This is a genomic window from Nocardia cerradoensis NBRC 101014 (genome assembly GCF_000308535.1).
GTDB lineage: Bacteria > Actinomycetota > Actinomycetes > Mycobacteriales > Mycobacteriaceae > Nocardia > Nocardia cerradoensis.
Genome location: NZ_BAFW01000386.1, coordinates 40,081 through 54,313, shown reverse-complemented (window position 1 = coordinate 54,313; position 14,233 = coordinate 40,081). Strand labels below are relative to the sequence as shown.

At 65.6% G+C, this 14,233-nt stretch carries 15 protein-coding genes; 5 read left to right on the top strand and 10 right to left on the bottom strand.

Annotation, left to right across the window (positions count from 1 at the left end; genetic code table 11):
* Nucleotides 1-416, bottom strand: a 416-nt coding sequence (locus ON23_RS34485; protein WP_039783929.1) for a methyltransferase family protein, incomplete at its 3' end; no start/stop codon positions are given.
* A gap of 89 nt (nucleotides 417-505) precedes the next feature.
* Between ON23_RS34485 and ON23_RS34480 the strand changes: the two genes are divergently transcribed.
* Nucleotides 506-949, top strand: a complete 444-nt coding sequence (locus ON23_RS34480) for a MarR family winged helix-turn-helix transcriptional regulator (RefSeq protein WP_051043748.1) — start codon at nucleotides 506-508, stop codon at nucleotides 947-949.
* Here the strand turns inward: ON23_RS34480 and ON23_RS34475 are convergent.
* A complete protein-coding gene (locus ON23_RS34475; RefSeq protein WP_039783927.1) occupies nucleotides 932-2,035 on the bottom strand; it encodes a DUF2332 domain-containing protein in 1,104 nt (367 codons plus the stop codon). The genes ON23_RS34480 and ON23_RS34475 overlap by 18 nt on opposite strands.
* A gap of 54 nt (nucleotides 2,036-2,089) precedes the next feature.
* Here ON23_RS34475 and ON23_RS34470 point away from each other — a divergent pair, with 54 nt between their 5' ends.
* The 3 genes from ON23_RS34470 (at nucleotide 2,090) to pip (ending at nucleotide 4,698) form a co-directional block, all read left to right on the top strand.
* Nucleotides 2,090-3,274 carry a citrate synthase gene (locus tag ON23_RS34470; protein WP_039783924.1) on the top strand — a complete coding sequence of 395 codons (1,185 nt, stop codon included), beginning with the start codon at nucleotides 2,090-2,092 and terminating at the stop codon, nucleotides 3,272-3,274.
* Between the two features lie 86 nt (nucleotides 3,275-3,360).
* Nucleotides 3,361-3,699, top strand: a complete 339-nt coding sequence (locus tag ON23_RS34465) for a hypothetical protein (protein WP_036500106.1) — start codon at nucleotides 3,361-3,363, stop codon at nucleotides 3,697-3,699.
* A 42-nt stretch (nucleotides 3,700-3,741) separates the two neighbouring features.
* Nucleotides 3,742-4,698, top strand: coding sequence for a prolyl aminopeptidase (gene pip / locus ON23_RS34460; RefSeq protein WP_039783919.1), 957 nt, complete (start codon nucleotides 3,742-3,744; stop codon nucleotides 4,696-4,698).
* Nucleotides 4,699-4,719: 21 nt separating this feature from the next.
* Here pip and ON23_RS34455 read toward each other — a convergent pair whose 3' ends face one another.
* The 6 genes from ON23_RS34455 to ON23_RS34430 all read right to left on the bottom strand — a co-directional run bounded on the left by ON23_RS34455 (nucleotide 4,720) and on the right by ON23_RS34430 (nucleotide 11,769).
* Entirely contained in the window at nucleotides 4,720-6,081 is a 1,362-nt protein-coding gene (locus tag ON23_RS34455; RefSeq protein ID WP_039783917.1) for a CYTH and CHAD domain-containing protein, read from the bottom strand.
* 280 nt (nucleotides 6,082-6,361) lie between these two features.
* Nucleotides 6,362-7,234, bottom strand: coding sequence for a hypothetical protein (locus tag ON23_RS34450; RefSeq protein WP_143860042.1), 873 nt, complete (start codon nucleotides 7,232-7,234; stop codon nucleotides 6,362-6,364).
* A gap of 113 nt (nucleotides 7,235-7,347) precedes the next feature.
* Nucleotides 7,348-8,676 carry a DUF6301 family protein gene (locus ON23_RS38365; RefSeq protein ID WP_143860040.1) on the bottom strand — a complete coding sequence of 443 codons (1,329 nt, stop codon included), beginning with the start codon at nucleotides 8,674-8,676 and terminating at the stop codon, nucleotides 7,348-7,350.
* 43 nt (nucleotides 8,677-8,719) lie between these two features.
* Nucleotides 8,720-9,052 (bottom strand): putative quinol monooxygenase, encoded by a 333-nt coding sequence (locus ON23_RS34440; protein WP_083904421.1) that lies wholly within the window; start codon nucleotides 9,050-9,052, stop codon nucleotides 8,720-8,722.
* A 540-nt stretch (nucleotides 9,053-9,592) separates the two neighbouring features.
* The gene (locus ON23_RS34435; RefSeq protein ID WP_157170378.1) at nucleotides 9,593-10,537 is read right to left on the bottom strand and encodes a hypothetical protein; all 945 of its coding nucleotides are present in this window, start codon (nucleotides 10,535-10,537) and stop codon (nucleotides 9,593-9,595) included.
* A 230-nt stretch (nucleotides 10,538-10,767) separates the two neighbouring features.
* Nucleotides 10,768-11,769 (bottom strand): zinc-dependent alcohol dehydrogenase family protein, encoded by a 1,002-nt coding sequence (locus tag ON23_RS34430; protein WP_039783906.1) that lies wholly within the window; start codon nucleotides 11,767-11,769, stop codon nucleotides 10,768-10,770.
* A gap of 100 nt (nucleotides 11,770-11,869) precedes the next feature.
* Here ON23_RS34430 and ON23_RS34425 point away from each other — a divergent pair, with 100 nt between their 5' ends.
* A complete protein-coding gene (locus ON23_RS34425; protein WP_210743524.1) occupies nucleotides 11,870-12,811 on the top strand; it encodes an AraC family transcriptional regulator in 942 nt (313 codons plus the stop codon).
* 23 nt (nucleotides 12,812-12,834) lie between these two features.
* Here the strand turns inward: ON23_RS34425 and ON23_RS34420 are convergent, their stop codons facing one another.
* A complete protein-coding gene (locus ON23_RS34420; protein ID WP_157170377.1) occupies nucleotides 12,835-13,332 on the bottom strand; it encodes a hypothetical protein in 498 nt (165 codons plus the stop codon).
* Nucleotides 13,296-13,577, bottom strand: a complete 282-nt coding sequence (locus ON23_RS34415; RefSeq protein ID WP_051043747.1) for a helix-turn-helix transcriptional regulator — start codon at nucleotides 13,575-13,577, stop codon at nucleotides 13,296-13,298. The genes ON23_RS34420 and ON23_RS34415 overlap by 37 nt, the downstream gene beginning before the upstream one ends.
* Nucleotides 13,578-14,233: the final 656 nt, after the last annotated feature.

Here is a 14,233-nt window from a genome sequence, read left to right as displayed (position 1 = left end):
TACCGCGCCGCAAGAGTCGGCTGCTCGTAGGTGACGACGAACAGAGCCGTCACCGCCCAGACGAGAGCAGCGTAGAGCAGCAGCGCAATCTGGCCGAACAGCAACGATTGACCGGCGATGATCATGACGACACCGAGGTACATCGGATTTCGGACATAGCGATTGAATCCACTCACGACCAGCGTCTCGGTGGGCGCGAGCGGTGCGGGTGTTCCTGCGGCACGGGCGAATTCGATGAACGCACCGATCAGCGGTATCAGCCCCACTCCGATCACGAGAACGCCCAGGATGCGCGCGGCGAGCCAGAGGTGATGGAAGTCCCAGCGCGAAATCCACCACGGGATGAGACCCGCGACGGTCCCCGGGGTGAGCACGAAGAAGACCAGAGTGCCGGCAGCGGCATTGGATTTACGCATGACAACCACCTCATTGCGCAGGCTACCTGCGCAAATTATAGGCAGGTAGCCTGCTTACTGTCCAGGGCACGTCCCGAAGGAGGCAACAGGTGAATCAGCCGCTCGTCGCGCTGTTGCGCGGGATCAGCGCGTCCATCGTCGACGAACTCGTGACGAATCTGCACGCCGCCGGCTATCCCGACATCACCGCCGCCCACCACCCGGTCTTCTACAACATCGATTCGGAGGGCACCCGCCTCACCACCCTGGCCGCGCGCGCCGGTATCACCCACCAATCGATGGGCGAACTCGTCGCCGACCTGGTAGATCTGGGTTACCTTGCACGACAACCCGATCCGTCGGATCGTCGGGCACGGCTGATCGTTCTGACCGAGAAGGGTGAGCGCGCCGTCCGAGCCGCTCGCGCCGCCGTCTCCGACATCGACCGAGCGTGGTACGCCCGGTTCGAGGCCGCAGGGATTCAGGGTGATCTCCGGACCGCGCTCGGTGCCGCCCTTCGGCAAGCTCGAGGCGACTTACAGATCTCCGATTAGAGTGTTTCCGGGATCGTCAAGGGGATAGGCGAACGTGGGTACACCGTGCGGCATCGCACGGGCGAGTATCACCGGGTCGTTCCTGCCTATCCGCACGGTGAGCCGGAATCCGTAGCGATCGTCGGCGTTGTTCTGGGGTTCGAAAGCGACACAGGCGAATCCGGCGTCAGCGCGCGAGGCCGCGGCCAGCCGGTCCAGTTCGGCGGTGACCGCTCGCCATTCGCCCTTGCCGACGTATTGGCGCATCACCGAATGCCAGACGACGGTCAGCGTGCCGGGCTCCACATCGATTCCGGCGAGGAATTCGCGGGCCCCGGTCACGGCGATATCGACGGGGATCTTCTCCGCCAGTCGCAACGCTCCGTCGAGCCGGGCCGCACGCGCCTGCTGATCCGGCCAGACATAGGCGCGCAATGCGAGTGCATCGCCCGGCGACAACGGATCCAGCGGCGTCGGATCGCACCCGCGTCGCTCGACGACCGTGACCTGCGGATGGCGTCGCACCGCACCGGCCAGCCATTGCGGGATCGGCCCTCGCCACGCGTCCGCGATCGTGACCGGTGAATCCTGCGGCCCCCAGCCGATATCGCCACTGTCCCAGCGGAAATGGTCGGCGCGCAGGTTGAGTCCGCCGCTGGCGCCCAGCTCGAGCAACCGGATCGGCAGGGGCGTCGCATCGACCGCGGCGAGCAGCCCGGCCAGCAGCGGAACGGCCCGCCCGACCTCGTTGGTCTGCGGCGGACGAGTCAGCCAGTCGCGAATCCACTCGGCCCGATCGGCCACGACCTGCCGGAACGGATCCCACGCACCGGCGGGATCGTGGGCGCGCACCGAGGCTCCCGAGCTGGGATAGAAAGGGGCGAGATCGGTTGCGGCGCCGGACAATACCAGCGCGTGCACGCCGGCGAGCAAGCGCAACGGCACCGCGGAATCGAAGTCGATGTCCTCGTAGCCCTTTAGAACCGCGGCGCAGGGTCCGCGATCATCGATATCGCGCGCGATATCGCGCAGCAGGGAGCCGTACAGCGGTGAACCGAGCTTGTCGCAAGCCTTGGCTTGCAACTCGAATTGCGCTACCAGATGCATGAGTGAACTGTGCGCCGCTGCACAGCCGTAATCAATATTGATTATGGTCAACCCATGGAGTGGATGGACACCGCCGAGGCCACCGAACGGCTCGGGGTGAAGCCCGCGACCCTCTACGCCTACGTCAGCCGGGGCGTGCTGAAACGCCGCTACGACCCGGCCCGTCGGCGCAGCCTGTTCGATCCGGCGGAGATCGAGGAGCTGGCCAGGCGGGGTAAACCGCGCCGCAAACCCGCGCCGACCGAAATCGATATCGTCTCCCGCATCACCACCCTCGGCACCGACCGGCCGTATTTCCGCGGTCGCGACGCCGTCGAACTGGCCGCATCGCACAGCTTCGAGGCAGTCGCCGAATGGTTGTGGGACGGCGACCTCGTCGACAGCGGACCCTGGGAATCTTCCGAGAAGGCGGTGGCAGCCGCGCGCGCGACACAGGCCGGCCTGCCCGGGGGCCTGCTCCCGATCGACCGGCTGCAACTCATCGTGACCACCTTGGCCGTCGGCGATCCGCTGCGTTTCCACCGCGACCGCGCGACCGTGGTCACCATCGCCCGCACCGTGATCGCCGGCATGATCGAGGCCCTCCCGCAACTGTCCGTCCCGGTCGGCCGCTCCGCCGCCGCGATGCTCTGGTCACGACTGTCCGCCTCCGCACCCGCCGATGATGACGAGCTGCGAATACTGTGCGCGGCAATGGTTCTGCTGGCCGATCACGAGCTGGCGTCCTCCACCTTCGCGGCCCGGATCGCGGCCTCGGCGCACGCCGACCCGTACGCCGTCATCGGCTGCGGCCTCGGGGTTCTCGGTGGTCCGATGCACGGCGGCGCCTCGCTGGCGGTGGAGCGGATGCTCGCCGACATCACCGACCCGCGCTCCGTACCCGAGGCGTTGGACGAGCGTCTGCGTCGCGGTGAACGCATTCCCGGCGCCGGCCACGCCGTCTACCGTTCCGGCGACGCCCGCGGCACCTACCTGGTGGATGCGATCCGAGCGCTCGCACCGCAGCATACGGCTCTGCTTGTGGCCGAGGCGATTTCGGCCGAACTGCGGCATCGGCGCCTGCCCGCGATCAACAGCGATTTCGGACTGGGCGTTCTCGCCGCGGTATTCGGCATGATCCCCGGTGCGGGCGAAATCATCTTCGCGGTCGCGCGTACGGCGGGCTGGCTGGCGCACGCGATGGAGGAGTACGAATCCGGGACACTCATCCGCCCTCGGGCGGTCCCACGACACCGATGACATCACGAACCGGCGATCGGACAGCCGCAGCCGCTAAGATTCGAGGACATCCCCGAAGCGGCACAAGACATACAGGGAGGGCAGCGATGCGAGAGGTCTTGGTCGCCGAAGTCCGGTCGGATCCACAGCCTCGGCGCAATCAGAAGGCGCGAGCGAGTGACAACTTCTCGTTCGCGTCCGTGCCGGCGGAGGCGGAAGAACTGCTCTGGCGGACCGGTCCCGGCACCGAAGTGATCAAGTTCAGCGTGATGGTCGACGTCCGGGCCAACTACGACCAGCGCGTCCTCTCGAACATCGTCTCCGGCGGCAGAACCCGCATGCCGCTGGAACGGAAGTCGTTGTCGCGCCGCGGTTTCTACATCGCCGACCCTTCCGGCACGACACAGGAATTCGTCGTGCAGGTGTACGCCCTGATCCCGGACTGAGTCGTCGACGCCGAGACCGCTGTTCCGCTAACCTCGGCAACCGTGCCGACGACCTTTCCCCCGATCGACCCGTACGCCGACGGCCTGCTCGAGGTCGGCCAGGGAAATCGGGTGTACTGGTGCACCAGCGGCAATCCCGCGGGCCGGCCGGTACTGGTGGTACACGGCGGGCCGGGCAGCGGCAGCAGTCCCGGACCACGAAAGTCGTTCGACCCGAACATTTTCCGGATCGTGCAGTTCGACCAGCGCGGTTGCGGCCGGAGCGTTCCGAGCGCCGCCGACCCGGACACCGACATGGCGGTGAACACCACCGAGCACCTCATCGCGGACATGGAGCGGCTGCGCATCCATCTCGGCATCGACCGCTGGCTGCTGTACGGCGGGTCGTGGGGATCGACGCTCATCCTCGCCTACGCCGAGCGATACCCGGAGCGGGTCACCGGGATCGTGCTGGTCGGCATCACCACCACCCGCCGACGCGAAATCGACTGGCTGTACAAGGGTGTCGCACGGCTGCTGCCCGTCGAATGGGAGCGATTCCGGGCCGGGCTGCCCGGCGACGGTGACCTGGTCGACGGTTACCGGCAGCTACTCGAACACCCGGACCCGGAGATCCGCCGCAGTGCCGCGATCGAGTGGCGTCGCTGGGAGGACGCGGTGATCGCTCACGAATCCCTCGGCCGCCCAGGGCAATACAGCGCCAAGCCCGACACCGCGATGCTCACCTTCGTCCGGATCTGCACCCACTACTTCGCCCATGCGGCGTGGCTCGACGAAGGTGTGCTGCTGCGCGAGGCCGGGCGGCTGGCCGGAATCCCCGGTGAACTGATCCACGGCCGCCTCGATCTCAGCGCGCCCCTGGAAACCGCCTGGGAACTGGCGAAAGTCTGGCCCGACGCCCGCCTGCACGTCATCGACGACTCCGGCCACACCGGTAGCCCCGCCATGAGCGACGCGATTGCCCGCGCCATCGCACGCTTCGCGGACCCCGACGTCTGATGCGCCTAGTTTTCGGACCTGTCACTCTCCGAGCCGCAGCGATTGCCGCACCTTCTCGGCGCGCTGTACCTCCCTGCCGTACAGCAAGCCGTAGGTGAAGGCGTTCTCACCCGCCAGGTGTGCCTGGACGCCGAGATTGCGTACTTCGGCGCGCGCGACGACCGCGTCCTGGTGGACGCCGAGGGACTTCTGCAACTTCTTCATGCGGCGGGCCAGCTTCTTCTTGCCGGTCGCCTCGGCCGCGTAGCGGGTGCGTTTCGCCGCCTTGCGCACCTCGTGCAGGCCGCGATCGGTGCCGAGCCGGCCGATGGCGTCGACGGCGCGGTCGACGCGGCGACGGGTCTTGCGCAGCCCCTTGCCCTTCTTGCGGTTCAGCGGGAGTCGGTGGCTGGTTTCCAGGCAGTCCAGCAGCGCGAAATATCGTTCACTGTTCATCGCCTCGAGCACGTCGGTGCGGGCCGCCGATCGGCGTGGGACGAACGACTCGGTCAGCCGCCGGCGCACCTCGCCGATCACCAGTTCGTCCGGCAAGGCCCTGACCTCCGCGACCAGGTGGTCGTGCAGAACCTCGAGGTCACGCATATCGCCGAGGACGCCGGACAGCCACTTCAACTCGTTGCGCAGATCCCGCGAGCCCTTGAAGGCCTGCAGGATGCTGCGCAGGCGGCGACCGGCGACCCGCATCTGGTGTATCGAGTCGGGGCTGTGGCGCCGAATCAGGATGTCCTGCTCGATCATCTTGTCCGCCTGCTTGCGCATATAGCCCTGCAGACCCCGCTCGGGTGGACGCTGCGTCGTGCGGACACCGAGGACGCGCAGCGCCTTCGGCGGCGCGTCCGAGGGCTTACCCAGTCTCTTCTCGACGCTGTCGAACACATCCGGACCACCGCCGGTCAACTCGACCTCGATCTCCTCCCACGACATCACCGACGACGACTCGCCGAGCGTCTGACCCGACACGCTGTCGGCGACGATCTCCGCCGCGACGTCGCCCCGATCGTCCAGCAGCCGCCATTTCCGCCGTTTCGTCCGAATATGCGCGACCGGCGCGAGCGGCCGGCCCCTGGTGATCCCCGCGAGCATGTCGGTCAGCTCCTGCGGCGCCGACTTGCCCCCGCGCCCCAGCGGGACCTGAATCTCTTCACGGGTATCCTCCCCCAGCGGCACCTTCACATGCCACCCCGCATCGTCCCCACCGGTCCGGCGCCGAAGCGTGATTCCCTTGTGCGCCAACCGCAGATCCGCGGTGTCGTGGTAGACGGCGTCCAGCACCTGCTCCTCGGTCAGCGGGTCCAGGGTCATACCGGGCATATCATCCAGCGGCACCCCACCCGTGATCGGCAACTGGTACTTCCGTTCCCTTTCGTTCACGTGCGTGGCCATACCGTCCGGCTACCACGAATGGGCGGTTTTAGTCGTGAATTGCTCGGTGAGCTGCACCCTCGAATGTCTCAGAACGAACGTCTGCGACCGTCACCTCCGCCCCACCTCCGCACGCACGGATCCATCGCCGAGAGACACGCGCTGATTCCTGAGGTCGACGGTCTGGCCGGGGTGGGGGCCCCGCCTGGTGGCAGACGGCGACTCGACAGACGGTCGACAGGACACTTCCTGGCACAGCACCCCGCGTCGCCCGGGGCAGCCGTTCCCTGGATTTGCGGCGCTATGCGGGGGATTTGTTCATGACCGTGAAGGCAAGATTCAATAGCCCCACCGGGACGAAGATACCCGCCCACCACTTCAGAGACTTGAGGCACGCGCCTTTGAGCCAGGTTTCGCTTCGCCCGTAAACTCCCGCACTGGTTGCAGCCCAGGCCAATACGAATCCCAGCGTCGCCACATATTGGAGAACGGTTTGGGCGGTGTCTCGGAGCACAGTCGCGACGATGGTGAACACGATGGCGACACAGAAGGCGACCGTCGCGAACTGAGTTGCCCGGACCACCTGATTCAGCCCCTTCGCGATATCGGTCCGCCGTTCCGTGGCGATCAATTCGTAGGACTGGTGGTCGGGCCGCGCAGCTTCCTCAGGCTGCGCCGGCTTGCTCCAGCGCGCCTCACCGAGCCGTCGCAGCCCGGCACGGAGCTTGTCCGGCAGCAACCGGACCACCGCCAAAGGTGGTCTGGCGTAACCTCTCTCGTACAGCAGCGTCGCGTTCGCAGGGCGCAGCCTCAGTGCTCCCACGCCGACCTCCGGCCGATCCACGATCTTGTTTCCCCTGGTCAGGGTCTGCCAGCGTTGCAGTTTCACCACCTCGTGCCCGTACCGATATCTGACACGGCGATTGTGGTGACGACAACGCATCCACTCGCCCGGCACCCAATTGCGGCACGGTCGCCCCTTGCTCGTCCGCGGATAAGCGCACTGAACCGGCCACACCGAACCGCGCAGAAACCAGAGCAACACCGATACGACGGCCACGTAGACCGGAAACAACCCACCGATCCACAGCGGCCACGGTATCGGCGACACCGAGTCGAGTTGCCTGGAAATCCACTGCAAAGTCGATGGAAGTAGAGACAGATAGTCGTTCATCACACCACCCCCGTCATTCACATGCCTTGTCACGCAACGACTTCCCCGATTATTCCCTGGATGGGGCCACGCTGTGTGGCATTCGGGACCAGATCGGCCATACCGACGAACTACTACGAAGAGCCGCTGTCCGTCCACCGGAGACGTAAGTCGTCACCGGTCAGCGGTCTGCCGAAGAGGGCGACCCGGCGCGCATGCTCGTCCTCGCCGCACACGACCGTCGCCCCTTCGTTGAGTCGGAACACCGCCCGCACGGATAGCGCGTCACGCGACAACGTCACCGTGTTTTCGGCGCCCACCCACTCCATGTAAGGCCCGTACCTCTCGAGACCGACCGGTGCGGGGAGTTCCATTGGCTTACCGTATTCGGCGGTCAGTGCATCAGTCATCCGCGCCATGGCATTGCGGAGGCGGGTGCCATCGTGTTCGAAGTCCGGAAGGTTGGCGACGGGAGCGTCGAAGTACGCGACCCTCTCGCCGCAGAAGTCGAGATAGAAACGTCCGGTGCTGTAGTTGCTGGTAAACGCAATACCGTCCGGGTTCAGGTCCACGAGGTCGATGAGTCCGGCAGCAGTGATCACGCTCCCGATGTCGTAGATGTTCCAGCCCCACGCCAGGTTCCGGATCCATCGGACGAACTCAACGAGTTCCGACGACGTCATTTCCGACAGGTCGGCCGGCGGCGCAGGCGGGTTGAACGGTGGCGACCTGAGGTAGTCCGAAGAGCCACGACAGTCGGTGAGACTACCGCCGACCGAGGAAGAGTCGCCAGGAAGCGGGGGCGGCTCCCAAATACCCTCGGGTGCAAGGGCACTCGACGCAGAGTTATCGGCCGATTCGTCCGAGGCGTCCTCCCCCCGAAGTGCTGACGGACCGACCGAACAGAGGGAGGTCAACGGGGAGTAGTCAGCGCTTGGTGGCCACGCCGCGCCCCGCGCTAGCGGCGGTTCGGGAGCCCGGGCGATATCCAGACCGGACACTTCCAATGGAAGATTGCCTTCAAGAGAGTTCCATGCTCGATAGGTCAGGTCTCCCGGGCTCGACATTCCCAGCCCATCCCGCAGGCCTGAGACCACCATCGTGGCCAGGCGACGATAGTCCGCCGTGCGGATCGGACACTTCAGCGCCGTCCACCAATTCGAATCACTTTCCGGGCTAGTTCCGGGCTCCCGCCATCCGAGTCCAGCAATCAGCTGACATTGCTCAGGTGTCTGCGCCTGCGTGACGGCGGGATTCCGGTCACTCATCAGCTCGGCATACAGGTTGTCGTCCATGTGAACGAACTGAACGTAGCGACCGAACTCACCTCTTTCCTCGATCACCATCAGCGCGCCAACAGGCAGCCCCGCCAACTCCGCGGCCAGAGCTGAACCGAACTCATCCCAGCTCAACACAGCAGCTGGCCCCCTCGAGTCTTCGTATTCGATCCAAACCTTCTGCATCGGAACAGCATTCGGTCCGTCGACGAGGCCGTGGCGACAACGATCACCCCTCGGCGATTCGACCGCCGACATGGACGGCGTGGCCGTAACCTCCTTCGGGCTGCTGAGCAAGGAGCGGCGGAACCTGGCGGGAGACCGCCGCGACCGGCTCGGACCGGGTGGTGACGTCGTGTGCTTCCTTATCCCGCCACAGCTGGGTCAGCCAGATCGTGTCCGGGTCGTCGAATGCGGTGTTGATGCTGTAGTGGAGCAGGCCGCTGTCGTCACCGCCCGCGCGAAATCCGGCGAGCAGCACCGCGATCAACTCGTCACGCCGCCCGGGCAGGGCGGTCATTCGCCCGTAGACGCTGAACATATTCCCAATCCCGCTGGACATCCATTTCGCCTTTCGCCTGCCATCCCGCAACGAGGCTACTCCGAGACAGCAATCGGGGTGCGCCACCGAATCCACACTGTCCCCGGCAGATTCGCCAGCCAGAACGCGCCGTGCCATATCCGGATACCGGTGGAGCCACATCAGCGATCCAGTGAGGGACGGGCGCGTGCTGTCCGGTCGAGACTCGTGCCGTCTCGCCGCGCCCGTCTGTGATATCGAGCGGCGACTTCTTCGACAGTGGCCCCTTGGCCCGGCACCTCGTCAGAGACGATCAGTGGGCCACCGACGTTTCCACGGCGTGTTCGGCACGCGCGGCAGTGCAGCCGGGGCAGCCCAGGTCGGTGCGGCTCCTGCCGCTCGCCGCCGGGCTTTGATTCGAAGTTCCAAATCGGCAACTGGTACTTCCGTCCCCTTTCGTTCACGTAAACATCTACCCCGGCTACTACGAGCGCGGTTTCAGTCGTGGGTTTTTCCCCGATTACGACGTCGTTCGCGTCATTGCGACACCGAGGACCGGACCGGCCGCCGTAAACCTTCGACCTAGCTGGCCAGCAGGTCGAGCAGGGAGCCGAAGATGAACAGAACCAAAGCAATCCAGCGAAGAGGATGCGCCGGATGTTCGCGGTGCATGACCCAGACGATCGAACGAGTTATCGGGACCGGGAGCCAGCACACAGCCGCCCAGAGCCAAGCCAGAACAGCCCCGGCACGGTGACGTTTATCGGGTTCCGTGGTCAGGTACGTCAACGGTGCGAGTATCACCATCCCGATCGCGATCGCCACCATGAGCCCTGGCAGGTGCGATCCCACCGTCCACTTGGCAATGAGATAAGTCGGGGCGACGAGGACGAGGACTCCCAGCAGGACCGAGCCGATTCGCTCCACCCGCCGGTCGACGTATTCGGCACTACGCCACGCAGTTTTGTCGCTTCCGGCCAGCGTGTCGATGAAAGCCGCTTCGACCCGGCTCTCGAAAACCTTTTGGCCATGCCCACATTCCCATTTGTATACACACGGGTCCGGCCCGACGACCACGATGCCGTCGACCTCCGAGACCGGGGGCATGGCAGGTTTGCACGATGCACACATGAGCTCGCCGTCGAACGTCTCGACCAGCGAAGCCAGCAGCGACTCGTACTCCGGGTTGTCGCGTCCTCGTTGCCCAACCGTAAGGTCCGACTTCACGCGACACTCCAGTGCGCGCAGGCGTTCGAGTAACCGGGCCGCGTCGCGGGTTGCCGCGATTCTGTTTTTCGCTCTACTCAGACGCTTCACGTGCCGTCTACCGAATTCGTTCAACGCGGCAGCGCCGATCAGATCGAAGATCACTGGCAGACCGGCTACGAACTGAAGACTTTTCCCGAGACGACCCCAGAAAAGAACCGAATGTCCGAGCAGAAGATTCGCTTCGGGCAGCGGGCCACGCGACCACCGCACGCACAGCTCCCACCACCAGCCGCGGAAGACCACCGCCGCGACGAGCACGAGAGCACCGCCCAACCACCATGCGCGAAGGCCGAACCGGCGTTGCTCTCGTGCAGTGTTCCCTCCGCCCACCCCTACGACGATCGACCAATCCCGGTGTGGCGTCCAGCCCGCAATTCAAAGGGCTGCGGGCAGACATCGCACCAGTTTTGCGGAGGCCGAGGGTGCTTCCGGGCGACCTGATGACGGTTGCCGGGGAAATCCGGCGGCGGGGCGAAAAGAACGGCTTCTCAGAGTTTGACGACGATCTTGCCGGTGTGGGTGCTGGACTCCATCAGCCGGTGCGCGTCGCGGATGCTGTCGAGGCCGTCGAAGACCGCGCCGACGTGCGGGTGGAACACACCGTCGCGGATGCCGGAGGCGATCCAGTGGTTGATCCGCCGACGGCCGTCGGCGGTGACCGACAGTTCCATGTTGGCGTAACCGAGAATGCGCAGCGGCCAGTTCATGGGCATGGCCATCGGGCGCTGGTCGAGCCAGCCGTAGACGACGACCGTGCCGTTATGCGCTGCGGCCGTGCTCAATTCGGCCAGGCCGGGCCCGCCGACGGCGTCGAAGATCACCTGCGCGCCGACGCCGTCGGTGACGCGTCGGATCTCGGCCACGACATCGGTATCGGCCGAGGCGATGACGTGCGCCGCCCCGTTGTCGAGCAGGTATCGGCTCTTCTCGCCCGTTCGGGTGACCGCGATGGGGATGGCGCCGATGCGGGCGGCGGTCTGTAGTGCCGCGATACCGACGCCACTGGACGCCGCGGTGATCAGGACGTGGTCGCCCGGACGCAGGCCCCCGGTTTCGATCATGCCGCCGTAGGCGGTGGAGTAGGTCAGCCAGGTGGCCGCACCGGTGACCGCGTCGAGGCCCTCCGGGCGTGGGACCACCGACTCCACCGGCAGCACCACCCGCTCGGCATAGACTCCGGCCGAGCTCATCTCGATATTCGGGCCGGTCGAGACCTTGTCTCCCACAGCGTATTCGGTGACGTCATCGCCGACGGCCTCGATCACTCCGGAGGATTCGTAGCCGAGCCGGGATCCCGGAAGCGTCGGCAGGTAGTAGTAGGTGCCTGCCCGGAATAAGGCCTCCGCCCGGTTGAGTCCGAGCGCTTCGATGCGGATGAGTACCTCCTTCGGTCCGAGCGCCGGCAGGTCGAGATTTTCGATGGTCAAGACCTCGGGGTCACCGAGTTCGTGGAAGACGACGGTGCGTGCGGTAATCGCGTCGGTTGTCATGTCACTGACGCTATTCACCAGCGGAGAGATGATCTATGCGTGAAAGTCTCGCGAAAATGTCCGTTCGTCTCGATGTGAGGATTGCGGCTACCATGCGGATATGGGCTTGGACGTACTCAGCGATGCCGTCGCGACGATGCGAACCGGGCGTCCGCACTCCTCGCGCCAGCACAAGTCGGCCCCGTGGGGAATGCGTTTCCCCGCGTCGGACGGCACAGGCTTCCATGTCGTGCTGCAAGGTTCGGCATGGTTGATCATCGAGAACCGTGAGCCCACTCCGCTCGGCCCCGGCGATATCGTCTTTCTGCCGCACGGCCGGGGCCACGCACTGGCCAGCGATCCGTCCGCGCCGCTTCGAGCGGTGAATCCGCTGCCCGACGGATCCTGGCCACCACCGGCACCCGACCCGCACACACCGGGCGCGCCCGTCACGTTATTGCTCTGCGGCGCATATCAACTCGACCGCCGGCGCGCCCATCCCCTACTCACCGATCTGCCCGACGTGGTCCATCTGCGCCCCCGAGTCGGCGCGCACCGTTCCCTGCGCGCGGCGGTCGAACTACTCGGCACCGAACTCGAGGAGTCCCAGCCCGGTTCGGACGCAATCGTCACGTCTCTGCTCGACACATTGCTGCTCTACATTCTGCGCGCCTGGTGGTTGGACACCGAAGACGACGGCACCCCTCGTAACGGCTGGGCCGCCGCATTGGCCGATCGCCCCGTCGCCACCGCGCTGCGCGCCATACACACCAGCCCCGAAAAGCCTTGGACTGTAGAAGAACTCGGCGCCCTCGGCGGTCTATCGCGCGCCGCCTTCTCCCGCCGCTTCACCGCCACGGTCGGCCGGTCCCCACTCGCTTATCTGACCTGGTGGCGCATGACCCTCGCCGGCCGCTTACTCCGCTCCGACGACACCCCGTTGCACACTGTGGCCCAACGAGTCGGGTACACCTCCGAATTCGCCTTCGCCAAGGCATTCAAGCGCGAGTACAGCACTCCCCCGGGTCGTTATCGCGCTGCGGCACTTGATCTTCCGCGCTGACAGCCGCAGCTCCGGACGGATCGCTAGTCGAAGCTGTCGTCCTCGGGCAGATTCTCCGCTGCGGAGCGGCGTCGAAAGAGTGTGCCGATGACTACAGCGACTCCCGCTCCGATCGCACCACCCACCACCGCGCCCAACAGACTCTGCGGCAACGAATCCGACGGCAACGTGCGCCACAGGAAAACGATCAGCCATGCGGCGATCAATGGATACGTCGTGGCATAGGCAATCCGTTTGCGCCGCAGCGGAAAGTTTTTCAGCAGGGTTCCCATATCGATGCCGCGTCGTGCGCAATAGCGGAGCAGCAGCAGCGATGTAAGGCTGGGTAACACGAAGATCAGGAGCGATACCCACTTGGCATCCATCGCCGCGGCGACGATCGCGATCGCATAGCAGCCGTAGATCGTCGCGCACAGCGCCATGGTCGAGCCCCGGTAGAACTCCTCGCGAGCACGCTCGTCTCCCCAGGCCGGCTCGTCGGGCGCTAGGAAGATGTCTTCGAATGCAGTGGTTTTGGCCATGTCCCCTCCAGATCCTCGGTCCAGAAAATGTCTTCCACCGTCGTTCCCAGGGCACGAGCGATCCGCAATGCGAGATAGACACTCGGCGCGTAGTCGCCCTGTTCGATCGAGATCACGGTCTGCCGGCTGACGCCGACCGTCGTCGCCAACTGCGCCTGGGTCATCCTGCACTCGCGCCGCCGCGTACGTACCCGATGCTCCTGCTGATCGCCGACCACGAAACAAATGTTAAGGATGTTTGACATCTGATGTCAAGGAAACTTGTCTTTTCCGCCTCGGATCGTGTGCAGGCCGAACGACCGCGGCTCGGACACCGTCCGGATCTGGTGGGATGCGGCCCGGTCGATCGATCTGCCCTGCGGACTGTGCGATCGGGCTCGACACAGTCCCACCGACTGTGCGTCCGGGGTCGACACAGTCCCGCGGACTGCGTGACTGGACTCGACACGGGTCCCACGGACAGCACGGCCCTGGGTCCACACGGTCCCACGGAACGCACGGCCGGGGTCGTCGGTTCGACGCCGATCGCGGATCGAGCAGGCGCGCTGGCGGCCGCGAGGGTGTGAGTCCTCAGCCGGTCGACCCGGGGGTCGCCGGATGTGGCGAGCCGTTCGGGGGACCGGGTCAGAACCGGTTTCCGCGCCGCAATGCCGCCACCTCCTCCGGCATGCGAAGGTACACCGCCAGCCGGATCGCGCGGCGGTCGGCAGTTTGCCCGGATCGTGTGCGGCGCAATCGGTTTCGGCCCGCGTCGTCTTCGGCCGAACCTAGGATGGAACGCATCGTTCATGGCGCGTTTCGACGACCGCAGAGGCGCAGGACTCGCATCCCACCGGCATCAACCTCGTACGGTTGTGTCGGCCAGCGCTTTTCGTCGATGGCATCGACGCGATCGCACAGC